At 69.5% G+C, this 22,872-nt stretch carries 22 protein-coding genes; 10 read left to right on the plus strand and 12 right to left on the minus strand.

All coding sequences use genetic code 11. The annotated features are described in order from the left end of the window. Positions 1 to 25: 25 nt before the first annotated feature. The 8 genes from AB0H49_RS19530 to AB0H49_RS19565 form a co-directional block, all read right to left on the minus strand. Positions 26 to 613 (minus strand): helix-turn-helix domain-containing protein, encoded by a 588-nt coding sequence (locus AB0H49_RS19530; RefSeq protein WP_354999112.1) that lies wholly within the window; start codon positions 611 to 613, stop codon positions 26 to 28. Positions 614 to 777: 164 nt separating this feature from the next. Beyond that, positions 778 to 1,308, minus strand: coding sequence for a DoxX family protein (locus AB0H49_RS19535; RefSeq protein ID WP_357253263.1), 531 nt, complete (start codon positions 1,306 to 1,308; stop codon positions 778 to 780). Between the two features lie 139 nt (positions 1,309 to 1,447). Continuing rightward, positions 1,448 to 1,693: a CsbD family protein gene (locus AB0H49_RS19540; protein WP_354999114.1), complete on the minus strand. Its 246-nt coding sequence runs from the start codon at positions 1,691 to 1,693 to the stop codon at positions 1,448 to 1,450. Positions 1,694 to 1,797: 104 nt separating this feature from the next. Next, on the minus strand, positions 1,798 to 2,619 hold the full coding sequence (locus AB0H49_RS19545) for a hypothetical protein (RefSeq protein WP_357253265.1): 822 nt from the start codon (positions 2,617 to 2,619) through the stop codon (positions 1,798 to 1,800). Positions 2,620 to 2,757: 138 nt separating this feature from the next. Further along, positions 2,758 to 3,099, minus strand: a complete 342-nt coding sequence (locus tag AB0H49_RS19550; protein ID WP_354999116.1) for a WXG100 family type VII secretion target — start codon at positions 3,097 to 3,099, stop codon at positions 2,758 to 2,760. Next, positions 3,089 to 3,619, minus strand: a complete 531-nt coding sequence (locus AB0H49_RS19555) for a YbaB/EbfC family nucleoid-associated protein (RefSeq protein ID WP_357253268.1) — start codon at positions 3,617 to 3,619, stop codon at positions 3,089 to 3,091. Before AB0H49_RS19555 ends, AB0H49_RS19550 begins: the two co-directional genes overlap by 11 nt. 144 nt (positions 3,620 to 3,763) lie before the next feature. Further along, positions 3,764 to 4,501: an SDR family oxidoreductase gene (locus tag AB0H49_RS19560; RefSeq protein ID WP_357253270.1), complete on the minus strand. Its 738-nt coding sequence runs from the start codon at positions 4,499 to 4,501 to the stop codon at positions 3,764 to 3,766. Then, positions 4,498 to 5,667, minus strand: a complete 1,170-nt coding sequence (locus tag AB0H49_RS19565) for a thiolase family protein (protein WP_357253272.1) — start codon at positions 5,665 to 5,667, stop codon at positions 4,498 to 4,500. Before AB0H49_RS19565 ends, AB0H49_RS19560 begins: the two co-directional genes overlap by 4 nt. Before the next feature lie 214 nt (positions 5,668 to 5,881). On the opposite strand from AB0H49_RS19565, the gene AB0H49_RS19570 reads away from it, so the two are divergent. After that, complete coding sequence (locus AB0H49_RS19570; RefSeq protein WP_354999120.1) at positions 5,882 to 6,778, plus strand: bile acid:sodium symporter family protein; 897 nt, start codon at positions 5,882 to 5,884, stop codon at positions 6,776 to 6,778. Between the two features lie 8 nt (positions 6,779 to 6,786). Here AB0H49_RS19570 and AB0H49_RS19575 read toward each other — a convergent pair whose 3' ends face one another. After that, the gene (locus AB0H49_RS19575) at positions 6,787 to 9,747 is read right to left on the minus strand and encodes a discoidin domain-containing protein (RefSeq protein ID WP_357253274.1); all 2,961 of its coding nucleotides are present in this window, start codon (positions 9,745 to 9,747) and stop codon (positions 6,787 to 6,789) included. On the opposite strand from AB0H49_RS19575, the gene AB0H49_RS19580 reads away from it, so the two are divergent. The 7 genes from AB0H49_RS19580 (at position 9,737) to AB0H49_RS19610 (ending at position 18,114) form a co-directional block, all read left to right on the plus strand. Continuing rightward, positions 9,737 to 10,642: an NADP-dependent oxidoreductase gene (locus AB0H49_RS19580; protein ID WP_357253477.1), complete on the plus strand. Its 906-nt coding sequence runs from the start codon at positions 9,737 to 9,739 to the stop codon at positions 10,640 to 10,642. The genes AB0H49_RS19575 and AB0H49_RS19580 overlap by 11 nt on opposite strands. A gap of 24 nt (positions 10,643 to 10,666) precedes the next feature. Continuing rightward, positions 10,667 to 12,163 carry a phosphatase PAP2 family protein gene (locus AB0H49_RS19585; RefSeq protein ID WP_354999122.1) on the plus strand — a complete coding sequence of 499 codons (1,497 nt, stop codon included), beginning with the start codon at positions 10,667 to 10,669 and terminating at the stop codon, positions 12,161 to 12,163. 87 nt (positions 12,164 to 12,250) lie between these two features. Next, a complete protein-coding gene (locus tag AB0H49_RS19590) occupies positions 12,251 to 13,615 on the plus strand; it encodes a glutamine synthetase family protein (RefSeq protein ID WP_357253276.1) in 1,365 nt (454 codons plus the stop codon). Continuing rightward, entirely contained in the window at positions 13,596 to 14,345 is a 750-nt protein-coding gene (locus tag AB0H49_RS19595; RefSeq protein WP_357253278.1) for a gamma-glutamyl-gamma-aminobutyrate hydrolase family protein, read from the plus strand. Before AB0H49_RS19590 ends, AB0H49_RS19595 begins: the two co-directional genes overlap by 20 nt. Before the next feature lie 14 nt (positions 14,346 to 14,359). Then, on the plus strand, positions 14,360 to 15,721 hold the full coding sequence (locus AB0H49_RS19600) for an aldehyde dehydrogenase family protein (protein ID WP_357253280.1): 1,362 nt from the start codon (positions 14,360 to 14,362) through the stop codon (positions 15,719 to 15,721). 42 nt (positions 15,722 to 15,763) lie between these two features. Next, positions 15,764 to 16,528, plus strand: a complete 765-nt coding sequence (locus tag AB0H49_RS19605; RefSeq protein ID WP_354999126.1) for a 3-oxoacyl-ACP reductase — start codon at positions 15,764 to 15,766, stop codon at positions 16,526 to 16,528. Positions 16,529 to 16,842: 314 nt separating this feature from the next. Then, positions 16,843 to 18,114 carry an MFS transporter gene (locus AB0H49_RS19610; protein WP_354999821.1) on the plus strand — a complete coding sequence of 424 codons (1,272 nt, stop codon included), beginning with the start codon at positions 16,843 to 16,845 and terminating at the stop codon, positions 18,112 to 18,114. 196 nt (positions 18,115 to 18,310) lie between these two features. On the opposite strand, the gene AB0H49_RS19615 is transcribed toward AB0H49_RS19610, so the two are convergent. Further along, positions 18,311 to 18,679, minus strand: a complete 369-nt coding sequence (locus AB0H49_RS19615) for a hypothetical protein (RefSeq protein WP_357253282.1) — start codon at positions 18,677 to 18,679, stop codon at positions 18,311 to 18,313. A 92-nt stretch (positions 18,680 to 18,771) separates the two neighbouring features. Next, on the minus strand, positions 18,772 to 19,341 hold the full coding sequence (locus AB0H49_RS19620) for a TetR/AcrR family transcriptional regulator (RefSeq protein ID WP_354999128.1): 570 nt from the start codon (positions 19,339 to 19,341) through the stop codon (positions 18,772 to 18,774). Between the two features lie 103 nt (positions 19,342 to 19,444). On the opposite strand from AB0H49_RS19620, the gene AB0H49_RS19625 reads away from it, so the two are divergent. Then, positions 19,445 to 19,882, plus strand: a complete 438-nt coding sequence (locus AB0H49_RS19625; RefSeq protein WP_357253285.1) for a hypothetical protein — start codon at positions 19,445 to 19,447, stop codon at positions 19,880 to 19,882. Positions 19,883 to 19,974: 92 nt separating this feature from the next. Continuing rightward, positions 19,975 to 21,132, plus strand: coding sequence for a DUF6545 domain-containing protein (locus tag AB0H49_RS19630; RefSeq protein ID WP_357253287.1), 1,158 nt, complete (start codon positions 19,975 to 19,977; stop codon positions 21,130 to 21,132). A gap of 49 nt (positions 21,133 to 21,181) precedes the next feature. On the opposite strand, the gene rho is transcribed toward AB0H49_RS19630, so the two are convergent. Continuing rightward, a complete protein-coding gene (gene rho, locus AB0H49_RS19635) occupies positions 21,182 to 22,441 on the minus strand; it encodes a transcription termination factor Rho (protein ID WP_357253289.1) in 1,260 nt (419 codons plus the stop codon). Positions 22,442 to 22,872: the final 431 nt, after the last annotated feature.

Genomic DNA, 22,872 nt, shown 5'->3' on the forward strand with positions numbered 1-22,872 from the left:
CATCGTAGGTGATGGGGATGAGTTCTCAGGTGTGCACGGTGATGCTCAACCGGGGCCGCTCGGTCTGGTCCGGCGTGGCGACCCGCTCCCACACCGCCTCGACCAGCGGCGCGAGCAGCAGCTCGCCGAGCTGCTTGACCAGCACCGAGACGACCTGCGTCGACTCGCGGCGGTCGATGGAGGCGACACCGGCCTCACGCAGCCCGATCACTTCGCGGCGAGTCAGCTCGATCAGCGACTCGAGCAGCTCGATCCGGGTCCCGGAAGGTTCGAGTACCGCGCGCCGCAGGTAGTTCACCACCGCGGGGTTGGCCGCGAGCATCCGATGCACCGCTTCGTCCCGGGCAGCGGCGACCTGTGCGGCGTCGCCCGCTACCGGCACCGCCGCCACCGTGTGCGCGAAATAGTCGACGATCAGCTGGTCGACCGCCGCCTCCAAGCCCGCCTTCGTCTTGAAGTGGTGCTGAACGAGTCCGAGCGTGACGCCCGCCTCGGCCGCCACCGCGCGCAACGACACCCGCTCCGCGCCGTACTGGGCGTACAGGTCCATGGCCGCGTTCCTGATCCGCGCCTTCGCGGTCAGATCCTCGTTGGTCGCCCGCGGATCAACCATGTGCCCTCGCCTCGTCGTGCCTGCTTCGGTGGCGGCGATTCTACGGTCACGGGTGATCGACGTGGTCGCCGCACCGGTTCCGGTACAGCTGTATTACAGCGAGGGGCGTCGTTCGGTGCGTGCGGCCTTGTGCGCCGGGCGTTTTCGTTGCGGTGGGTGCCGGATCAGTTGCGTGCCAGCAGCACGATGCCCGCCGAGATCATGCCGAGGGCTATCGCGGCGAAGCCGTACGCGACGCGATAGTTCCGCAGGGCCGGTAGTGCGCTGTCGACGGCGAACCGGCCGGGACCGGTCAGTGCGATGGCGGCGGCCGCACAGGCGATCAGCACTTCGTACTCGATGCCGCCCTTGTTGCCGAAAAACCCGGCATCCCATTTGAAGGCGATGGCGTTGACCATGACGCCGAGGATGGCCGCCGCGGCCAGTGGTGTGAGCAGGCCGATGGCAAGGGCCAAGCCGCCGAAAGCCTCGGAGGCGCCCGCGACGAGCGCGGCCGCCTTGCCCCCCGGATAACCCTCCGAGGTGAAGAACTGGGCGGTGCGGTCCAAGCCGTTGCCGCCGAACCAACCGAAGAGCTTCTGCGCGCCGTGCGCGGCCATCGTCAGGCCGAGCGCGAGGCGCAGGACGAGCAGGCCCAGATCGATGCCGAGCGTGCTCGTGGGTGCGGTTGTGGTCGGTGCTGTCGTGGTCGTCATGGCGAGGTCCTCTCTCGTCCACAAGCTGCCTGACCTTTTCGGCCACGGTACGCCCGGGCACTGTCCGATGTGCCGAATCTCGCCCAGAACGCGCTGGTGGGCGGGTCGTGCGACCCGCCCACCAGTGATGCGTCAGCGATCAGTCGCCGCGCTGGTACGCCTGCTGGCGCGCCTCGTCGACGTTGGCTTCCGCCCGTGCCTTCTCGGCGGCGGCTTCCTTCTGTGCGGCCTCACGCTGGGATTCGGCCTTGTCCTGCTGGACACGGCCTTCCTTCTCCAGGTTCTCGTTGCCGGTGACGATGCCCGCGGCCTCCTTGGCCTTGCCCTTGACGTCCTCGACGACGCCCTTGACACCCTCGCGGGGACCGCTTTCGTGCTTCGACACGATGTCTACCTCCGAATATCGGTTGTCGGCTGACACAGGCCGCATACCCGGTCCCGGCGACCTCAATCGCGTGACGTCGAGCACCCACCGAGCCCATACACGATCTACTGAACAGGCAGATCGAGGCTCGAGCCCTGATCGGCGGTCGAGGGTTTCGGGGAGGTCGGGTTCTGTCCGTTGCCGGGCGGCGAATCGTTCGACGGTTCCGTCAGCGACTCGACGATCTGATTCCGGGTGTAGTCGATCGCGTCGTTCGTTGCCCGCTCCGTGATGCTTTCCTGCTCGCCCCACGTCATGTCGGCAACTGTATTGCCGACCTTCTTGCCGATCAGGTAGTTCACCGTCCAGTCGCTCACGGAATTACCGGTGAGACTGACACCCTTGTCGTTCAGTAACTTGCTGACCGGGGCCGCGACGGCGCCGGAGATCGCGCCGTAGATGCTCTTCGAGGCGATGGAGAAGCCGTCGTAACCATCGCGGACTCCGAGCTTGATCTCCAGCGATTGGAATCCGACTTCCATTCCCCCTTTGACGCCCGCCCCCAGCACAGCGCCCTGGACGATCGTGCGTACGCCGATTTCTTGGATGAGTTTCTTCAGCGCCTGCGTGATCGCCGTGCGGACCGCGACCTGGACCGCGGCGCCCTCGGCCAGGCTCGCTCCCAACGTCGGGGCCGCCGCCGCTGCTGCCGCCGCCAGCTGGATCGCGAGGAACACCAGCATCGAGATGATGTACAGCTTCACCGCGAGGACCAGCATCGCCATCACCCGGAGGACGAAAGCCAGCTCCCTGCAGAATTCGGCGGTACTCTGCAGCGTTCCGCCGTCGCCGCCGACGTTCTTCCAGAAGGCGTCGATAGCGTCGTGGGTGTCGCCTTCGGTGTTCGCCAGCACGACCTTGACGACGTCGTCGCCGAGATCGTTCACCTGGTCCAGGAGGTCGGCGATCTGATCCCATCGATCGGCCGCCGCCCGGAGACCGGTCTCGTCGGTTTCCGGCCATTTGTAGACGACAACGGCGGCAACCGGTTTCAGAGCATCGGGTATCTGAAGTCCCACGGTCGCTCAGCCCTCGCCATCCAGGTATTCGGTGACCTTGGTCAGGGCGTCCTTGAAGTCCTGATCGAGGTTCTGGAACGTCGTCCCTGTCGCCTCGACGCCCCGGCCGAGGAACTGAAGCAACTGCACGGCCCCATCGATGGCCGTCAACGCCTCTTCTGCCTTGCCGGTGTAGTTCTGTGCGAACCGATCGCCGAATTCGTCGTCGCCCCACGCCTGGCCGATGCTGTCGAGTCCGGACTTCAGCGATGACAGCCCGCTGGAGAGCTCGGACGCCAGCTCGGCGAGCTTCGGCGCCTGCGCCTTGACAGCGTCGGGATCGATATGGAAGTTGCTGTTACCAGCCATGTTTGGCCCCCAGTCCCTTCCAATGCGGTCCTTCGTCCTCGTCTTCGTCGTCGGCGGGCGGCGCCGGTTCCGGAGCGTGCGCCGATGCCTCGGGTTCGGGCGGGGCGGGCAGAATGTCGCCGACCTGCTTACCGATGAAGGGCAAGTCCTCGTACACCTGTTCCTGTGGAGCGAAATCCGCGGCCGCCGCGGTGATCGGCGCCAACAGCGCGTCCATCTCGGATTTGGCCGAGCGCGCCGCGAACTGGGCCGCCTGCAGGAACGAGGCCGCCAGCTTCTCCGGCGCGGAGCGCTTGAAGGCAGCCGGGTCGACCCACACGTCGACCGGAATACCGGCCGCGTTCGTGGTCACCCGGACCATGTTGTCGTCGGACCAGCCCTGGGCAGTCGAGGCGGCGAGCACATCTCGCGCCTTCGCGATACCCCGCAGCTGTTGTTCGTAGGTGGCAAGCACGTTGTCGACCTGGCCCTGCAGCGCGTCAGTGCGCGCGCGGAGTTGCTCCTGCTCGAAGGAATTCACACCGAGTCCTCAGATCCGAAGTTGTCGCGTCAGTGGTAGGACGCTACAAGCGCGACATCGGTTCCATCGAATTCTCCGCGGCCACTGAGGATTCACTCGCACCGCCAGTCGCGCGCTCTCCTCGGGGATCTCGATCGCGCGGCTTCACGCCCGCCAGATGCCGTCGCCCGCGCGGGTCAGCACGATGTTGGGGATCACCGCGTTGCGCGACAGCCGGGTGACGGCCAGGACCATCTCGGCGATGTCGCCGGTGCTGAGCATGGCCGTGCGGTCCAGCTCGTCGCGCTTCCACGCCGTCATGTCGGTGTCGACGTAGCCGGGGGAGATTGCTGTCGCGCTGACGCCGTTGGCGGATTCCTCGAGCGAGACGGTCTCGCACAGCGAGATGAGCGCGGCCTTGGTCGCGCCGTAGGCGGCCAGCCCGGCCTCGCCCGCGACCCCGGTGATCGAGGCGAGCGCGACGATCTTCGCCCCGCGCGCCGGGTCGTCGGCGGCGCTCTTGCGCAGCAGCGGCAGCGCCGCCTGGATCAGCGTGATCGGCGCACGGAAGTTGACGTCCAGCATCCGCTCGTAGGTCGTGGCGGGCATGTCCGCCACCCGGCCCGCCGTTCCGGTGCCCGCGCTGAGCACGAGTGCGTTCAGCCCGCCGAACCGATCCTCGTGCTCGCGCACCAGGTTTCGCACCTGATCGAGGTCGTTCATCTGCGCCACAACGGGATTCACCTCGACGCCGGACTCGTCGCGCAGGCGTCGCGCGGTCTCGGTGAGGGTGTCGGCGTTTCTGGCGGCGAGGGTCAGGTGATAGCCCTCGCCCGCCAGACGCCGGGCGATCTCGGCGCCGATGCCGCGAGAACCGCCGGTGATCAGCGCGCTGCGCGTCATCCGAGGCGCTCGACAATGGTCGCGTTGGCCAGCCCGCCCGCCTCGCACATGGTCATCAGGCCGTAGCGCCCCCGAGTCTGCTCGAGGTGGTTGACCAGAGTGGCCAGGATCCGGGTTCCGGACGCGCCGAGGGGGTGGCCGAGGGCGATCGCACCGCCGCGCGGGTTCAGCTTGGCGGCGTCGGCGCCGAGTTCGTGCTGCCAGACCAGCGGCACCGGCGCGAACGCCTCGTTCACCTCGTAGGCGTCGATGTCATCGATGCCGAGCCCCGCGCGGTCGAGCACCTTGCGGGTGGCCGGGACGACGGCGGTGAGCATCAGCAGCGGATCGTCACCGAGCACAGCGAAGGAGTGGAACCGGGCGCGCGGGCGCAGGCCGAGCTTCGTCGCGGTCTCCTCGCTCATGATCAACGCGGCCGAGGCGCCGTCGGTCAGCGGAGACGAATTGCCCGGAGTGATCGACCATTCGATCTCAGGGAAGCGCGCCTTGTACTGCTCGTCGACGAAGGCGGGACGCAATCCGGCCAGGCCCTCGGCGGTGGTGGTGGCGCGAATGGTCTCGTCGGCGGTCAGCGTGCCCGCCGCGACCAGCTCGTTGTCGAATCCGCCCGCGGCGGCAATCTCGGCGGCCAGCCGGTGCGAACGCGCGGCGAACTCGTCCAGCGCGGCGCGGTCGAACTTCCACCGCGCCGCGATCACCTCGGCGGAAATGCCCTGCTGGACAAGGCCTTCCGGATAGCGATGGGCGATCGGGCCGCGATTGGCGTCCTTGCCCTGCGCGTTGGAGAACATCGGCGCCCTGCTCATCGACTCCACGCCGCAGGCGATGGCGACGTCGTAGGCGCCCGCGATGACGCCCTGTGCGGCGAAGTGCGCGGCCTGCTGCGAGGAGCCGCACTGGCGGTCCACGGTGGTGGCGGGCACCGACTCCGGGAAGCCCGCGGCGAGCACGGCGGTGCGCGAGATGTTGAACGCCTGCTCGCCGGACTGGGTGACGCAACCGCCCACCACGTCGTCGACCAGCGCCGGATCCAGATCGTTGCGCGAGACGAGCTCGGCGAGCACGCCCGCGAGCAGTGTCGCGGGGTGCACCTCCGACAGACCTCCGCCCGGCTTGCCCTTGCCCGAGGGGGTGCGGACGACGTCCACGACGACGGCGGACCTCATAGCTGTCTCCGATCGACTAAGTTAACTCACATTCTTGTTTAAGTTAACACGGATTCACCTCGCTCCGTAATGGTGACCCAGGTATTGGGGGCAGCCGAGCCGCCAACCAGGGTCGAAGTGGTGCGCGAATCGCCGAGACCGGCACGTAGCATCGTGCTACACAGGTTCGGTGGCCGGCGGGGATGTTGGGCCGCATCGACATGACGAGGTGTTCGTGGACAGCTGGCCGGTCACCGTCGCGTTGCCGATGGTCTTGGCGCTCATCATGTTCGGGCTCGGGCTCGCGCTGACGGCGGACGATTTCACCAGGGTGGTGCGGTATCCGCGCGCGGTGGTCGTCGCGCTGACCTGTCAGCTCGTGGTGCTGCCCGCGATAGCGTTCGGGCTGGTGGTCGCGGTGGGACTCGATCCGGCCCCGGCGGTCGGGGTGATGCTGCTGATGGCCTCGCCGGGCGGTGCGACGGCGAACCTGCTCAGCCACCTGTTCCGCGGCGACGTGGCGCTGAATGTGACGCTCACGGCCGTGAATTCGGTGCTCTCGGTGGTCACACTGCCGTTGGTGACCAACTTCGCGCTCGGCTATTTCGCGCCGCCCGGCGCCGACGGCATCGGCCTGCAATTCGGCAAGGTGGCGCAGGTCTTCGCGTTGGTGCTGATTCCGGTCGCGGCGGGCATGGTGACCAGGCGGCTGCGGCCCGGTTTCGCCGACCGCATGGACCGGCCGGTGCGGATCGTGTCGGTGGCGTTCCTGGCGGTGGTCACCTTCGCGGCGCTGGTGGCCGAACGCGGGAACGTGCTCGGCTATCTGGCCGCCGTCGGCCTCGTGGTCGCGCTGCTGTGCGTGACCAGCCTGGGTGTCGGCTACTTCGTGCCGAAGGCGTTCGGCGTCACCCGCAGCCAGGCCATCGCGTGCTCGATGGAGGTCGGAATCCACAACAGCGCGTTGGCGATGACCATCGCCATCAGTGTGCTCGGCGACATCCGGATGGCGGTGCCCGCGGGCGTCTACGGCATCGTCATGCTGCCCATCGCCTACGTGGCGGGTTCGGCGATCAGCCGCAGGATCCGCCGGGAGGAGACCGTCGAGCCCGCCGCGCTCACGGAGGCCTGAGCCGCGGCTCAGTCGCGGGAACCGGAGACCTCCAATTCCCGGACCCCCGGCGACGCGGCCGGATCCGCGCCGGTCACCTCCAGCCGGACGTATCGCGCCGAGACCGGTTCGGTGAGCGTCCCGCTCGCGGGATCGGCGGCGACGGTGGCCCACTCCCGCCCGTTCTCGGACACCGCGACCGACGACGCGACCGGCGCGGGCTCACCCCACCGGGGCAGCACCCGCTCGACGCGCGCGGGCGTGCCCAGATCGACGGTGAGGCTGCCGTGCGCGCCCTCGGGCGCCCATCCGGTCGCGGTGCTGCCGTCGACCGCGGCGTCCGGATACCGGCCGGGTTCGGTGGAACTGCTCGTGGCGGGACGGCAGCGGGCGAGGTTGCCGGTGGGTGCGAGATCGGGACGGCGGGTGTCCATCGTCACGGGCGCGCCGGGTACGACGGTGTGCGTACCGGTCGGGGTCCGCAGGGGCATCGGCGCACCGCCGGTCACCGTCACCGTCGTGCGTTCCGCGCCGATCTCCGCGTCGAAAGTGCGTCCCTGCCAGTGCATCCCGCGAATGGTCATGCCTCGTTCGAATTGCGGCGGCAGTGTCGGGTCCACCTCGACGGCGTCGCCGCGCAGCCGCAGCCCGAGCAGGCCGCTGGTGAGCGATTGCAGGAAGCCGCCCGCCGCGGTGGCGAACGTGAACGCGGGCGCGCCCGCCAGCGGGTCGCGCGCGCCCGCCTTCGCGCCGCGCGCCTCGGCGAACTGCGCGAACGGCGCCCGCACGAACGGACGGGCGGCGCGGTCCAGGAAGGTGTTGGTCGCGCAGCCGGGCCTGCCGAGGTGCGCGGCGTCGATGGCGTGCACCGAGTCGGTCATCGCCGGGCCGTCGGGATCGGTTCGCGCGGAATAGTATTCGAGCACTCGGGCGGCGACGTCGGTCGGCATCGGCCATTCCAGCGGATAGATGAGCAGCACGGTGTCGGCCTGTTTGATGGGAGTGCCGGTGTAGCCGTCGAATTGGGCGAAGACGCCGTTCGCCGCGTCGAACGGCATGCGCAGGCCATCGGCGATGGTGGTCCACTCGGCCGGGTGCGGCGTGCCGAGGATTTCGGCGGCGCGCACCGCGTGGCGCAGCGCGAGCGCCGCGACCGCGTTGGTGTAGACGCCGTCGTCGACGTTGTTGCTGTACTCGTCGGGGCCCGCGATATCGCGCAGCGAGAAGCTGCCGTCCGGGTTCGGCGTCACGCGCGCGGCCCAGAATTCGGCGAGCGCGCTCATGATGGGCCACACCCGGTCGCGCAGATATCCGGTGTCGCCGGTGGCCAGGTAGTACTGCCAAGCTGCCAGTGAGATGTCGCCCTGCAAATGAATCTGGTTCAGGCAGTGCGGCGGATCCCAGCTGTGGCATTCGTCGAGGTCGCCGTCCGTCGCGCTGGTCCAGGGATAGAAGGCGCCGGGGAAGCCGAGGCGCTGGGCGTTGGCCTTCGCGGCGGGCAACGTCTTGTACCGGTACTCGACAACGGTTTTCGCCAGGTCCGGCGCGAAATGCAGGAGGGCGGGGAACATCCAGATGTCGGCGTCCCAGAACACCGCCCCCGCGTAGTTGTCGCTGCTGAGCCCGACCGGCGAGAGACTGTTGTCCTGAGCGGGATTGCTCGCCGAATACAGCGAATACAGCGCGCCGCGTGCCCAGGACCGCACGTCGGGTTCGCCGGGGATCTCGACCTCGCCGCGCCACAGACCTGTCCAGACCGCGGTGGTGTCCGCCAGCAGCGCGGCCCAGCCCGCGCCCGCGGCACGCCGTGCGGCCGCCAGCGCGGAGGCGGCCGGATCGGCGGAGGTGCGTGCGGTGTCGACACCGACGAACTTGGTGGCGGTGTAGGACTCGCCTTCCCGCACCGAAATCCGGGCCTGCTGGCTCGCCGTCAGGTCGTTGTGCGATGGCGACGGCGTGATCGTCGCTCCGGAACCGGCATCCAGGACGGAGACGATCGAACCGGCGACTTCCGTTCCCGCCGTGCGGAATCCGACGCCGACTGTGGCCTCGCCGCGCTGCCCCGCGCCGGTCGGCACGACACGGCGGGCGCCAGCGCCGTCGAGCAGATCGGTCAGCACCAGCTCGCCGGACCAGCGCGGACGCAGGCTGAGGCGCACCGCGCCGACGTGCTGATCGGAGCGGGCCGCGAACACGTCGTACACCAGGTCGGTGGTTCGTCCGTCCGCGGTCGTCCAGGTCGCCTTGGTGCGGACCAGCCCGCAGCGCAGGTGCAGGGTCTGTTCGAAGTCGGTGATCCGCGCGGCGGGTGTGGCGGGGGAGTACGTCTCGTCGCCGACGCCGACCAGCAGGCCCGACCAGTTCGGGATGGCCGCCGCCACCTCGCGGTCGTCGGCGACGCCCGGGCTGTGCCCGTACAGACCGGCGACGAACGCGCCGTCGTAGGCCGGGTGTACAGCGGCCAGCCGGTGGGTTCGTCGGTGCCGAGGTAGCCCGTCCCGCGCGGCGGAACGCGCAGCCCGAGGTAGCCGTTGCCGACGAAGGGATGACCGTCGATCTGGGCGTCGACATCGGTGTTCGACGGCGACCACCCGGCGGTCTCCGCGACGCCCGGGCACGCCGAGTCCGGCCGTTCGGCCTCCTCGCGCACCACCACCAGCGCCACCGCCGTCACCAACGCCAGCACCGCGCCCAAGGCGATCACGAGCAGTATTCGCCGGAAGGGCCGGGCCGAGAACGACATCGCACCTCCCGTCGTGCGCGGCGCGCACGCTCGATTCACTCGGACGACTCGCGGGCGGGCCGGACCACGCTCGATCCGGTCTCGAGATGAAGCCTGTGCACGAGGATTTCCCCGTTCCCGCCGATCGACACCCGTCGCCGCCACCGTGTCGCGAATCGCCGCCCGGCGCGGGCATATCCTGTCGCCTGTTGGACTCCATCGACCGCGGCCGCATCGGGCCGGGGAAGGCAGGCCGGATGCGCGCCATCGCGTTCTACGAGTTCGGCGAACCGGAGGTGCTGCGGGTCGTCGACGTACCGGTCCCCGAGCCGACCGGCGCGCAGGTGCGAATCGCGGTGCGTGCCGCCGGAGTCAACCCGGCCGACTGGAAAATCCGTTCGGGCGCCTTGGTTTTCGGTGAGCCGAGCTTCCCGCAGTTCCCGGGCGCCGAGGTCGCGGGTGTGGTGGACGCGGTCGGGCCGGAGGCGGCAGGCGTCGCCGTCGGCGACGAGGTGATCGCTTGGACGCGCGGCGGCTACGCCGAGTACGCGCTGAGCGCCGAGGTGGCGGCCAAGCCCGAGGAACTCGCCTGGGCCGATGCCGCCGCACTTCCGGTCGCGGTGAGCACCGCGGCGAAGGTGCTGGCTCTGCTGCGACCGCGGGCGGGCGAGACCCTGCTGGTCAACGGCGCGTCGGGGGCGGTCGGCTCGATGGCCGTGCAACTGGCTCGGGCCGAGGGCGTCACCGTCATCGGCACGGCCGCGCCCGCCAACCAGGACCTGGTGCGTGCGCTCGGCGCGACGCCGACACCGTACGGCGACGGGCTGGTCGAGCGGGTGCGCGCACTGGCGCCGGACGGTGTCGACGCGGTGTTCGACGCCGCGGGGCACGGTGTGCTGCCCGCCGCGATCGAACTGCGCGGCGGCACGGATCGCATCGTCACCATCGCCGACGGCGCGGCCGTCGACCTCGGCATCGAGTTCTCCACCGGGCCCGGCCCGCGATCCACGGACCTGCTGGGCGACGTGGCGCAACGCCTCGCGCGCGGCGAATTCCGCCTGCCCGGCACTGCGCGCGCCTTTCCGCTGGCCGAGGCCGCCGCGGCGCAGCGGGAGATGGAGCACGGCCGCCGACCCGGCAAGGTCGTATTGATCGTCGGGTGAGCCGGTTGTCACTAGGCTGGAACGATGCGACTGCCTCGGATTCGCACACCGATGCCACCGCCAGGATTGGCCAGCAGTCTCGACGTCTGGCTGGTCGGCCGGAGCGCGCGGGTCCGCCCGACGCCCGCCGACCGGGTGCTGCGCAATCTCAGCATGAGCGCCAACCACAACCGGCTCTGGATCGGGGTCGGCGCCGGGCTGGTCCTGCTCGGCAACCGGCCGCTGCGCCGCGCGGGCGCGCGCGGACTGCTCGCGCTCGGACTGGCCAGCGGTATCGCCAACGGCATCGCCAAGCCGCTGTTCCCGCGCCGCCGTCCGCCCGACGAATCGGTGCCGTTCGTCCGTCGGCTGGTCCGGCCGCCGGTGTCCTCGTCGTTTCCCTCCGGCCACGCCGCCTCGGCGGCCGCCTTCGCCGCCGGCGTCGCGCTGGAGAGCCCGGCGGCGGCCGCCGCGATTGCGCCGGTCGCCGCGGCCGTCGCCTACTCCCGGGTGCACATCGGCGTGCACTGGCCCTCCGACGTGGTCGCGGGCGCGCTGCTCGGCACGGGGGTCGCGCTGGTCACGCATCGGTGGTGGGCGGTGCGCGCCGACGAACCCGCGCTGCTCGGTCACGCCGAGCAGGTCGACCCGGTGCACCACGGGCGCGGCTTGCTGCTGGTGACCAACCCGCTCGCGGGAAGCGGCAACGGTGCGCTCGCCTCGGCGCAGCTGCGCGCCGGGCTGCCCGCGGCGCACATCGTGCGGATCGATCCCGAGCGCGACCTCGACGCCCAGCTCGGCGAACGGCTCGACCGCGCGGACGTGACCGCGCTCGGCGTCTCCGGCGGCGACGGCACGGTCTCCTCGGTGGCCGAGATCGCGGTCCGGCGCGGGGTGCCGCTGGCCGTCTTCGCCGACGGCACCCTCAACCACTTCGCCAGGGACGCGGGCGTCGACCAGGCCGAGCACACGCTCGCCGCGCTCGACCAGGGCACGGTCGTCCGGGTCGACGCCGCGGACGTGCGGTTCGACGAGGACGGGTCCCGCGTCTTCGTGAACACCGCCAGCCTCGGCGGCTACCCCGACTTCGTCCGGCTGCGGGAGCGGTGGGAGCCGCGGCTGGGCAAATGGCCCGCGGCGGGCATCGCGATGATCCGGGTCCTGCTCGGCGCGCAGCCGCTGCACACCGTGATCGACGGCGCACCGATGGCCATCTGGATGTTGTTCGTCGGCAACGGCCGCTACCACCCGGCCGACCAGATCCCGATGTCGCGGCCCGAGTTGCACCGTGGCACCCTCGACGTCCGCTACCTGCGCGCCGACGTCCACTTCTCCCGCACCCGGCTGATCTGGGCCACCCTCACCGGCACCCTCGGCAACTCGGCCACCTACGTCCGCAAAGAAGTTCCCCGCCTCGAGGTCCGCGTCACCGAGGCCTCTGTCTCCCTCGCCACGGACGGCGAAGTGGATTCGCGCGGAAAGGATTTCGTCTTCACCAGCCGCCCGGCCGCGTTGGCCCTCTTCCGTCCGCCGGAGGAGTAGCCGCGCCCCTGCGTTTGCGTGTCCCTGCCACGCGCGGTCGGTTTTTGATCTAGCGTGGGCACGGTCGACGCCGAGAGGGGCCGTGGGATGCGAACGGGGATGCTGGGGCTGGCGGAGTTGCGGGAGCGGGTCGAGTCCGGTGAGCTCGACACGGTGCTGGTCGCGATGACCGACATGCAGGGCCGGTTGCAGGGGAAACGTTGCGCGGCACGATATTTCGTGGACGAGGTGATCGACCACGCGACCGAGGCATGCAACTATCTGCTCGCGGTCGACGTCGAGATGACGACCGTGGACGGGTACGCGATGTCGTCCTGGGACAACGGCTACGGAGACTTCGTGCTGCGCCCGGACCTGAGCACGCTGCGGTTGGTGCCGTGGCTGCCGGGGACCGCGCTGGTGCTCTGCGATGTCGAGCAGGTGCATCCGGAGGGCGCGCCGGTGGCCGCCTCGCCGCGCCAAGTGCTGCGCAAGCAGCTGGACCGGCTCGCCGAACACGGGCTGCGCGCCTATGTCGGCACCGAACTCGAATTCTTGGTCTTCGACGACAGCTACGAATCCGCCTGGGAGCGCGGCTATCGCGACCTGCGCCCCGCCAACCAGTACAACGTCGACTACTCGATGCTCGGCACCTCCAGGATCGAGCCGCTGCTACGTCGCATCCGCAACGAGATGGCCGGGGCCGGAATGTATGTCGAGTCGGCCAAGGGCGAATGCAATCCGGGCCAGCACGAGATCGCCTTCCGCTTCGACGAAGCCATGGTGACCTGCGACAACCACAGCATCTACAAGACGGGCGCCAAGGAGATCGCGGCGCAGGACGGCCGCAGCCTCACCTTCATGGCGAAATACAACGAGCGCGAGGGCAACTCGTGCCACATTCACCTGAGCCTGCGGAACGAGGCGGGCGAGCCGGTGTTCGCGGGTGACGGCGAGGGCGGCGCCTCCGCGCTGATGCGGCACTTCCTGGCGGGCCAGCTCGATTGCCTGCGCGAGTTCACCTACTTCCTCGCCCCGAACATCAACTCCTACAAGCGTTTCGTCTCGGGCAGCTTCGCGCCCACCGCCCTGGCCTGGGGCAGGGACAATCGCACCTGCGCGCTACGAGTGGTCGGCACGGGCGCCTCGCTGCGGGTGGAGAACCGAATTCCCGGTGGCGACGTGAATCCCTATCTCGCCGTCGCGGCTTCGATCGCGGCCGGGTTGCACGGCATCGAGCGGCGGCTGCCGCTGGAGCCGGAGTTCCACGGCAACGCCTATCGCTCGCAGCGTCCTCGAGTGCCGACGACCCTGCGGGAGGCGGCGCGGCTGTTCGGCGAAAGCACCGTGGCCCGCACCGCGTTCGGCGCGGAAGTGGTGGAACACTATCGGAACGCGGCGCAGGTGGAGCTGGACGCCTTCGACGCCGCTGTCACCGATTGGGAGCGAACCCGTGGATTCGAACGACTCTGACCCCGCTGCCCCGCGCCCCGTCATCGGGCTGCCGACCTACGTGGAGCAGGCGCGTTTCAGCACCTGGGATACCCGAAGCGCGGTGCTGCAATACGACTACCTCGACATGGTCGACCGGGCGGGCGGCATCCCCGTGCTGCTGCCACCCGTCGGAGCCCCGCGACCCGAACTGATCGCCCGGCTCGACGGCCTGGTGCTCACCGGCGGGGCGGACATCAACCCGGCCCGCTACGGCGCGCGCCTGAACGACGCCGCCCTCGGCTACACGCGGCCGGACCGCGACGAATCCGAGTTCGGCCTGTTCACGCTGGCTCGCGCGGCAGGGGTGCCGATTCTGGCGGTGTGCCGCGGGCTGCAACTGGTGAACGTGGCGCTCGGCGGCACCTTGATCCAGCACCTGCCCGACGTGGTCGGACACGAGGGGCACTCGGGCGGGAGCGGCTCGTTCGACGTCAACGAGGTGCTGACCGAACCGGGCACCCAGCTGGCCGCGCTGGCCGGTCCGCGGCTGGAGGCGCACTGCCATCATCACCAGGCGATCGACCACCTCGCGCCCGGACTCGTGGTGAGCGCGCGCTCGGGCGACGGGTCGATCGAGGCCGCGGAACTGCCCGGCGAGCCGTTCCTGATCGGCGTGCAGTGGCATCCCGAGGCCAATCGGGCAGATGATCGTCTGATGCGGGCGCTGGTGGCCGCGGCCGCGGCCTATCGGCGGAAACGAGTCGGGTGAGAGGAGCGGACGACATGGCGGCGACCCAGGTGGTGAACCCCGCGACCGAGCAGGTCGTGGCGACGGTGGAACCGACGGACGCGGCGGCGACCGACGCCGCCATCGAGCGCGCGCGGCGGGCGGCTGAGCAGTGGCGAGAGGTCGCGCCCGGCGGCCGGGCCCGGCTGCTGCGCCGCTTCGCCGAAGCGGTCGACGCCGATCTGGAGCGGCTGGCGCGGCTGGAGGTCGACAACGCCGGGCACACCATCGGCAATGCCCGCTGGGAGGCCGGAAACGTCCGCGACGTACTGCATTTCGCGGCCGGCATGCCGGAGCGTCTGTCCGGCAAGCAGATTCCGGTGGCGGGCGGCCTGAACGTCACGTTTCAGGAGCCGCTCGGCGTGGTCGGTGTCATCGTGCCGTGGAACTTCCCGATGCCCATCGCGGCATGGGGATTCGCGCCCGCGCTCGCCGCGGGGAACGCGGTGGTGATCAAGCCCGCCGAGCTGACGCCGCTGACCGCGTTGCGGCTGGGGGAGCTGGCCAGGGAAGCGGGCCTGCCCGAGCACGTGTTCCAGGTGCTGCCCGGCAAGGGTTCGGTGGTCGGGCAGCGGTTCGTCACCCATCCGGCGGTGCGCAAGGTGGTGTTCACCGGGTCGACGGAGGTCGGCAAGCAGATCATGGCGGGCTGCGCCGAGCAGGTGAAGCGGGTGACGCTCGAGCTGGGCGGCAAGAGCGCGAACATCGTGTTCGCCGACGCCGACCTGGAGCGGGCGGCCGCCACCGCGCCGTACGGCGTGTTCGACAACGCGGGGCAGGACTGTTGCGCGCGCTCGCGAATCCTGGTGCAGCGGAGCGTGTTCGATCGGTTCCTCGAACTGCTGGAGCCCGCGGTGCGCGGCGTGCGGGTCGGCGATCCCGGTGCGGAGGACACCGAGATGGGCCCGCTCATCTCGGCCGCGCATCGCGAGCGGGTCGCCGGGTTCGTGGAGCCGTCGACGAAAGTGGCCTTCACCGGCCACCGTCCGGAGGGACCGGGGTTCTGGTATCCGCCGACGGTCGTGCTGCCCACCGCGCCGACCGATCGGGTGCTCACCGAGGAGGTGTTCGGTCCGGTGGTCGCGGTGCTTCCGTTCGACGACGAGGCCGAGGCGGTGCGCATCGCCAACGACACCGAATACGGCCTGTCCGGTTCCATCTGGACCAACGACCTCGGCAGGGCGCTGCGGGTCTCCCGTGGTGTCGAGGCCGGAAACCTGTCGGTGAACTCGCACTCCTCGGTGCGGTACTGGACACCGTTCGGCGGATTCAAGCAGTCCGGCCTCGGTCGCGAACTCGGACCGGACGCCGCGCTGGCCTTCACCGAGACCAAGAACGTCTTCATCGCCACCCAGTGATTCATCGAACCAAGTGATTCACCGCACCGAGAAGGAGATGCGTTGCAGCGCTTACAGGATCGAGTAGCCGTCGTCACCGGCGGCGGCAGCGGGATCGGACTCGCCACGGTGCGCCGGTTCGCGGCCGAGGGCGCCAAAGTCGTCGTCGCCGACATCGATGCCGCCGCGGGCGAGGCCGCCGCGGCGGAGGTCGATGGACTGTTCGTGAAGGTGGACGTCACCGACGAGACGCAGGTCCGGGACATGTTCGAGGCCGCGGTCGCGGCGTACGGCGGGCTCGACATCGCCTTCAACAACGCGGGAATCTCACCGCCGGAAGACGATTCGATCCTGACCACCGGCATCGAGGCGTGGCGCCGGGTGCAGGAGGTGAACCTGACCTCGGTGTACCTGTGCAGCAAGTACGCCATCGAGCACATGCTGGTGCGCGGCAAGGGCTCGATCATCAACACCGCCTCCTTCGTCGCGGTGCTCGGCGCGGCCACCTCGCAGATCTCCTATACCGCCTCCAAGGGCGGCGTGCTGTCCATGAGCCGGGAGCTCGGCGTGCAGTTCGCCAGGCAGGGCATCCGGGTGAACGCGCTGTGCCCGGGGCCGGTGAACACCCCGCTGCTTCAGGAGTTGTTCGCCAAGGACCCGGAGCGGGCCGCGCGCCGCCTGGTGCACATCCCGCTGGGTCGCTTCGCCGAGCCGGAGGAGATCGCGGCCGCCGTCGCCTTCCTCGCCAGCGATGACGCCTCGTTCGTCACCGCCTCGCAGTTCCTCGTCGACGGCGGCATCTCCGGGGCCTACGTCACGCCGATCTGAGGCGTTCCAGCCACCCGGACGGGTCGTGCGAGCCCGTCCGGGCAATCCGTCGATCTCGAATCTCTGTGACGACAATCACATTCGCTGATTGTCGTGCAGGTAGCCGGGTGTGCGCTGTCCCGTGGTGCGGGTCCGCCGCTGTTTGGTCGTCGTGAAACCTGGGTATCGGTTTGTTCCGTGCCCGGCCCCCGTTTTCGAGTGGGGCCGGACAGACGAATCGAGGCCCGTGGGGACGGGCCGGTGAGGAGGCGGGCGTGACCACCGATCGTGGACAGGACCCGACGCGACTACGGCGTTCGGTGGCCGCGTCGGCCATGGGCAACGCCACCGAATGGTTCGACTACGGCGTGTACGCGGCGACGGCGACCTATCTCACCGACGCGTTCTTTCCCGGCGAACTCGGCACGCTCGGCACCATGCTCGGCTTCGCCATCTCGTTCGTGCTTCGCCCGCTCGGCGGCATGGTGTGGGGTCCGCTCGGCGACCGCCTCGGCCGAAAGGTCGTGCTGGCCACCACGATCCTGCTGATGTCGGCCGCGACCGGTGCGATCGGCCTGTTGCCGACGCACGCCTCCGTCGGCGTGCTCGCTCCGGTGCTGCTCATCGCGCTCCGTGTGCTGCAAGGCTTCTCGACCGGTGGCGAATACGGCGGCGCGGCAACGTATTTGGCGGAATGCGCGACTGATCGTCGGCGTGGCTTCCTCGGCAGCTTCCTGGAGTTCGGCACGCTGGCCGGTTTCGTCGGCGGTTCGGCCGTGGTGCTCGCCTGTCAGCTGGCGCTCGGTTCGGACGCCATGCACGACTGGGGCTGGCGCATTCCGTTCCTGCTCGCCGTCCCGCTCGGTCTGACCGGCTGGTACCTGCGCGCCAGGCTCGACGAGTCGCCGGTGTTCCAGGAGGTCGCCGAGAACCCGCACCCGCCGACCGGGTTGCGCGAGCTGCTGACCGGCTACCGGCGCGAGATCCTCACCCTCGGCGGCCTGGTGATCGCGCTCAACGTGGTGAACTACACGCTGCTCACCTATCAGCCGACCTACCTGCAGAAGACCATCGGAATGTCGGAGTCGGCCACCACCGCCATGATGCTGACCGGTCAGCTGGTGATGATGCTGGTGCTGCCGCTGTTCGGCATGTTCTCCGATCGGGTCGGCAGGCGGCCGATGTGGCTGTTCTCGCTGATCGGTCTCGCGGTGCTCGCGGTGCCGATGTACTGGCTGATGGGGCAGGGCACCGCGTGGGCGATCATCGGCTTCATCGTGCTCGGCCTGCTGTACGTGCCGCAGTTGTCCACCATCAGCTCCACGTTCCCGGCGATCTTCCCGACGCACGTGCGCTACGCCGGCTTCGCCTTCGCCTACAACGTCTCCACCGCGATGTTCGGCGGCACCGCGCCGCTGGTGAACGAAGCCGTGATCGACTCGACCGGGTGGACGCTGTTTCCCGCCGCGTACATGGTCGGCGCCTCCCTCATCGGCCTGGTCGCCTGGGCCTACCTGCGCGAGACCGCGGGCACCTCGCTGCGCGGTACCAAGGTGCCCGACGCCGACGGTGCACCGCTCCCCGGGGTGGCGCAACCCGCGATCTGACTCGGCCGGTTCACGCCTTCCACGGACGCTGTCACGCGGCAGAAGCGTCCGGGGTTTGCGTCTGTGGCGCACCGCGATGGCGTCGGCTCACTGCCGCAGCGCCCGGGGGAGGTCGGTCGAAGCGGCGGTGCTCTCGGTCCGAGCGTGGCAGGGAAGACGGGAACGTCGGCTCGACGCCGGAACCCGTAGCGGGGAGCTATTCCTCCTCGAGCTCGTCTTCGGTCGGCCAGTCGTCGGCGACGATCAGCCGACCGGTGCGCAACATCTCGTCGTACTGCTCGGCGATCAGCGCGGCCGGGTAGGTCGGCCAGTACGAGACGGCTCCGGTGGCCTTGTCGATGACGCCGACCGAACCGCCGATCACCGGCGGCGGTAGTGGCGAATCGCCTTCCGGCACCGGCCCGCGGACCGCGACGACGACGAAGCCGCCATCGAATTCGGTGACCAGTTGTGCGATTCCGCCGTCGAGTTGGTCCGTGACGGACAAGTACCGCGCGGCGATCTGTTGCGCCGCAGCGAGATCCACCGGCGTGGTCGCCGAGGTGGGGTAGGCGTGGACTTCCATGGTGCGTTGGCGGGATCGACCGGCGATCGACCGCCTGCTCCTTTCGTCGTTGCTGTGCAAGAAGATACGCCGCACGCGGTGTGGTGACTGTCTCAGTCGAACTGGACCGTGGCCAGCATGGCGCGGGCCAGTTCTTCCGGGTCCGTCGTGTCGGCCAGCGCCGAATCCGTCAGCGCCCCCTCTCGCCACAGGGCAGCGAAGCCGTGCACCAGCGACCAAGCGGCCAGCTGGGTGGCGCGTTCCCGTCGGTCGGTGCGTTCGAGGCGCAGGTCGGCGACGCCGGCGCGCAGCGCGGCTCCGGAGCGCGTCCGCGCGGCGCGCAGGTCCGCGTCGTCGGCGTGCAGCAGGTCGCGACGGAACATCACGTCGAAGTGTCCGGGATGGTTCAGCGCGAAGCGGACATAGGCGACCGCGACGTCGCGGAAGTCCGGTCCCGCGCTGTCGAGTTCCGCGCCGAGCAGGTCGTAGCCCTCGATGGCCAGCGCGGTGAGGAGACCGGCGCGATCGCCGAAATGGTGGGCGGGCGCCGCGTGGGAGACGCCCGCGCGCCGCGCGAGCCCGCGCAGGGAGATCGCGTCGACGCCGTCGGCGGCGATCTGCTCGGCCGCCGCGGTCAGCATCGCGGTGCGTAGATCGCCGTGGTGGTAACCGCTCTTCGCCATGCCTCCGATAGTGGCCGAGAATCTTGTCATTGACAAGTTCGCGGGGCTGTCCCTAATCTTTCCAGTGTCAAGATTGGTTCGTGCCACACCTCGGGAGATAGTCATGGCCCCCTTCGTCATCCTCGCCGCCGTCACCGCGCTCGCCCGCCTGCTCGGCTGGTTCGTCGATCTGTCCTGGCTCGATTCGTGGTCGGACGCAATTCGTTTCGGCCTCGCCGCCATGTTCGCGTCGACCGCGAGCGCGCATTTCCTCCAACCACGACGCTCGGCGCTGATCGAGATGGTGCCGCCGCGACTGCCCGCCGCACCCGCACTGGTCGCGCTGACCGGCGTGCTCGAAGTCGCGGGCGCGGTCGGCCTGTTGATTCCGGCCACCGCGGCCCTCGCGGCGGCGGGCCTCGCCGCACTGCTCGTCGTGATGTTCCCCGCCAACGTCTGGGCGGTGCGAAAAGGCGTGGGCATCAAGACGATGCCGCTCCCGCTGCGCACCGTGTTGCAGGTGGTGTTCCTCGGCGCGACCGCCCTGGTGATCGCCGGCTAGCGCGCATGCGCTGCTGCGCCACGGCGCCGGTCGCCGCGGATTCGTCGGAACCGGCCGGACGAGGTTCGAGCGACACCGGAGAGGATGTAGCGATGTCCTTCACGGTTCCCGACGGTGTCGCCTGGGCGATCGTCGGCGCACTGTCGCTGGTGCTCGCCGGAAGATTCCTCCTCGTCCGGGAGACCGTCGTCGACTACCTGGTGAATCGGTTGCTGCTGTGCAGCCTGTTCGGACTGCTGCTGTACCGCTGGCCGGAGGCGGGCCCGTTCGCCGGTGTGGTGGAACTGCTCGCGATCGGCTGTGTGGTGCTGTCGACCACCTATTTCCTCGGCATCGCTCGCGTCGAAGGGCCGCACGAGGAGATGGGGCGGGTCCGGCGACGTGAACGGCGCCACTGCTCGATCGCACTCGCGTCGACGGCGGTGATTCTCTTCGCCGGGTGGTCGGCCGACGCGAAGGGACTGCCGTTGGATTTCGGAATCGGTTGGCAGGGCTGGCTTCTCGCTCTCGCCATCGGTGGTCCGGTCGCCGTCATCATGGCCCTGTTCGCGATGCGCGGGTTGCGGGAGCTGCGGAGCTCGAGAGCAGTCGAGAAGCTGGTCGCTTTCGGGCTGCTTGCGGTGAACCTCTTCATCTGGACGAACCAGCTGCTGTCGGCCTCGGAGCTGATGTTCGGGCGACCCGAGCTGGGGCCCCATCTGCCACGGATCGAATGGATCTTCACCGTCTGCGTCGCCGCCGACGGTCTGCTGGTGACACTGCCCCTCGCCGCCGCGTTGATCGACGCGGCCGGGTTGGATTCCGCGAGCCGCTCTTGTCGGCGGCTGCACGTGCTGTGGCGCGACTTGACCGAAGCGGTACCGGAAATCGTGATGACCCCGGACGCCGACAGCGGCAGCGACGGCCGGTTGTTCCGGATGACCGTGGAGATCCGGGATGCCATCCTTCACCTCGGGCCGTACTTGCCGCCGGTTTACGACAGGCTGGGCGAAGGTCCGGGCGAAATCGATCGATTCGCGCACCGGCTCGCACTGGCCACCGCGGCGCGCAAGGCGGGAGCGCCACCGGAAAATCGCAGGAGCGCAGAGCCGCTCGGGCTGTCCGCGCGGGACTTCGATGCCGATCTGCGGCAACTACGTGAGCTGTCTCGCGCGTGGGTGCGGATGCGGTCCGCGGTGATGCCAGCTATCGAAAGCGCCCGGCCGACCCTGTCCCCCCCTCCTGGGACAGGCCCGGCCGGGCTGAAATAAACAATGCCTTGGGGGTCTTGACAGGGGCTTAAGGAGGGCTTAAAGGCGATCAGGGGTGTGGTTTGGGGAGCTGGGTGAGGAATTCGGCGTTGGTCGCGGTCTGGCGCAAGCCCTCCAGGAGGAGTTCGGTGGCGTGCTGGGCGTCGACGGCGGTGAGGGTGCGGCGCAGGTGGTGGGTCGCGGCGAGTTCGGCGGAGGTGAGCAGGAGTTCGTCCTTGCGGGTGCTGGATTGGGCGATGTCGACGGCGGGGAAGACGCGGCGGGCGGCGGTGGCGCGGTCGAGTTTGAGTTCGGCGTTGCCGGTGCCCTTGTACTCCTCGAAGATCACCGTGTCGGCCAGCGAGCCGGTTTCGACCAGGGTGGTGGCGACGATGGTGAGCGAGCCGCCGTTCTCGAAGTTGCGCGCGGCGCCGAGGAAGCGCTTGGGCGAGGCGAGTGCCGCGGCGTCGACGCCGCCGGAGAGAACGCGGCCCGAGGTGGGCGCGGCGTTGTTGTAGGCGCGGGCGAGGCGGGTCAGCGAGTCGAGCAGGACCACCACGTCGCGGCCGGTTTCGGCCAGGCGTTTGGCGCGTTCGATGGCGAGTTCGGCGAGCGCGATCTGATCGCGCGGTGAGCGGTCGAAGGTGGCGGCGGCGACGTCGGCGGGGACACTGCGCGTCAGGTCGGTGACCTCTTCGGGGCGCTCGCCGACGAGCACGAGCATCAGCTCGCATTCGGGGTGGTTCTTGGCGATGCCGTGCGCGATGGCTTGCAGCACAGAGGTTTTGCCCGCTTTGGGTGGGGCGACGACCAGTGCACGCTGGCCCTTGCCGATCGGCATGACGAGGTCGGTGACGCGGGTGGTCAGCTCGTGCGGCTCGGTTTCCAGACGCAGGCGCTGGTTGGGGTAGAGGGGGATGAGGTTCTCGAAGATGGGTCGTTTGCCCGCGTGCTCCGGGGGCTGGCCGTTGACAGTGTCGACGCGGAGGAGCGAGTCGAGTTTCGCGCCGCGCTGGGGTGATCGCGCGTCGCGCCGGGTCGATTGGGCGTTACGCCGGGTCGATTGCGCTGTGGGTTCGGTCGATTGCGCATCTCGCTCCGTCGGTTGCGCGTCGCGCTGCGCGGATCGTGCCACGCCGGTGACGAAATCACCTCGGCGCAAATGGTTCTCGCGGACCAAGCGGGGCGCGACGTGCAGGTCGTTGTCGCCGGAAAAGTATCCATCGACGCGCAAGCTCGCGGTGTTGCCGACGATATCGAGGATGCCGGAGACCGGCCGTTCGACCTGGTCGTCGTGCGCTTCCGAATGCTGAGAATTGTTGTCTTTCATGATGTTTCCTTACTGAAGGCAGTGTGTGGGAGATGGCGAGGGCCATGCGGTAGAGATCTCGTGACCGCGACCCGGAATCGGCGCGATGCGTCGCGGGTGCGGGTGAGCGGGTCCCATTCATCGCGAATCCGATATCGCGGAAAAGGGGGGATCCGAGTCTGTCCGTGGGAGACGTCGTCTACAACCACCGACAGCACCGAGGCTACCCGCCGCGAATCGATTCGCGCAAGGGTGAAACCTGTCGAGCGTGCGCCGCGTCGCAGTTCGGGCTGGTTACTCGGCCCCTCGACGGTGCCGATCGACATCGGCTACCGTCGCAGCACGGACAACGAGCGAGCCGCAGCCGATAGACGTCGATTACTGTTGCGGCGCAATGATTTCCGCGCGGCGGACTACTGATGGCGGTGCCACAGTGCGGGAGTCGGGCTGAC

Source organism: Nocardia sp. NPDC050713, from assembly GCF_040654315.1.
Lineage (GTDB): Bacteria > Actinomycetota > Actinomycetes > Mycobacteriales > Mycobacteriaceae > Nocardia.

Bases quoted from the DNA above. Each gene is read 5' to 3' on its own strand.
- AB0H49_RS19530 (WP_354999112.1), bottom strand. From the start codon at position 613: ATGGTTGATCCGCGGGCGACCAACGAGGATCTGACCGCGAAGGCGCGG.
- AB0H49_RS19535 (WP_357253263.1), bottom strand. From the start codon at position 1,308: ATGACGACCACGACAGCACCGACCACAACCGCACCCACGAGCACGCTC.
- AB0H49_RS19550 (WP_354999116.1), bottom strand. From the start codon at position 3,099: ATGGCTGGTAACAGCAACTTCCATATCGATCCCGACGCTGTCAAGGCG.
- AB0H49_RS19560 (WP_357253270.1), bottom strand. From the start codon at position 4,501: ATGACGCGCAGCGCGCTGATCACCGGCGGTTCTCGCGGCATCGGCGCC.
- AB0H49_RS19565 (WP_357253272.1), bottom strand. From the start codon at position 5,667: ATGAGGTCCGCCGTCGTCGTGGACGTCGTCCGCACCCCCTCGGGCAAG.
- AB0H49_RS19580 (WP_357253477.1), top strand. From the start codon at position 9,737: ATGCGCGCCATCGCGTTCTACGAGTTCGGCGAACCGGAGGTGCTGCGG.
- AB0H49_RS19575 (WP_357253274.1), bottom strand. From the start codon at position 9,747: ATGGCGCGCATCCGGCCTGCCTTCCCCGGCCCGATGCGGCCGCGGTCG.
- AB0H49_RS19585 (WP_354999122.1), top strand. From the start codon at position 10,667: ATGCGACTGCCTCGGATTCGCACACCGATGCCACCGCCAGGATTGGCC.
- AB0H49_RS19590 (WP_357253276.1), top strand. From the start codon at position 12,251: ATGCGAACGGGGATGCTGGGGCTGGCGGAGTTGCGGGAGCGGGTCGAG.
- AB0H49_RS19600 (WP_357253280.1), top strand. From the start codon at position 14,360: ATGGCGGCGACCCAGGTGGTGAACCCCGCGACCGAGCAGGTCGTGGCG.
- AB0H49_RS19610 (WP_354999821.1), top strand. From the start codon at position 16,843: ATGGGCAACGCCACCGAATGGTTCGACTACGGCGTGTACGCGGCGACG.
- AB0H49_RS19615 (WP_357253282.1), bottom strand. From the start codon at position 18,679: ATGGAAGTCCACGCCTACCCCACCTCGGCGACCACGCCGGTGGATCTC.
- AB0H49_RS19620 (WP_354999128.1), bottom strand. From the start codon at position 19,341: ATGGCGAAGAGCGGTTACCACCACGGCGATCTACGCACCGCGATGCTG.
- AB0H49_RS19625 (WP_357253285.1), top strand. From the start codon at position 19,445: ATGGCCCCCTTCGTCATCCTCGCCGCCGTCACCGCGCTCGCCCGCCTG.
- AB0H49_RS19630 (WP_357253287.1), top strand. From the start codon at position 19,975: ATGTCCTTCACGGTTCCCGACGGTGTCGCCTGGGCGATCGTCGGCGCA.
- rho (WP_357253289.1), bottom strand. From the start codon at position 22,441: ATGAAAGACAACAATTCTCAGCATTCGGAAGCGCACGACGACCAGGTC.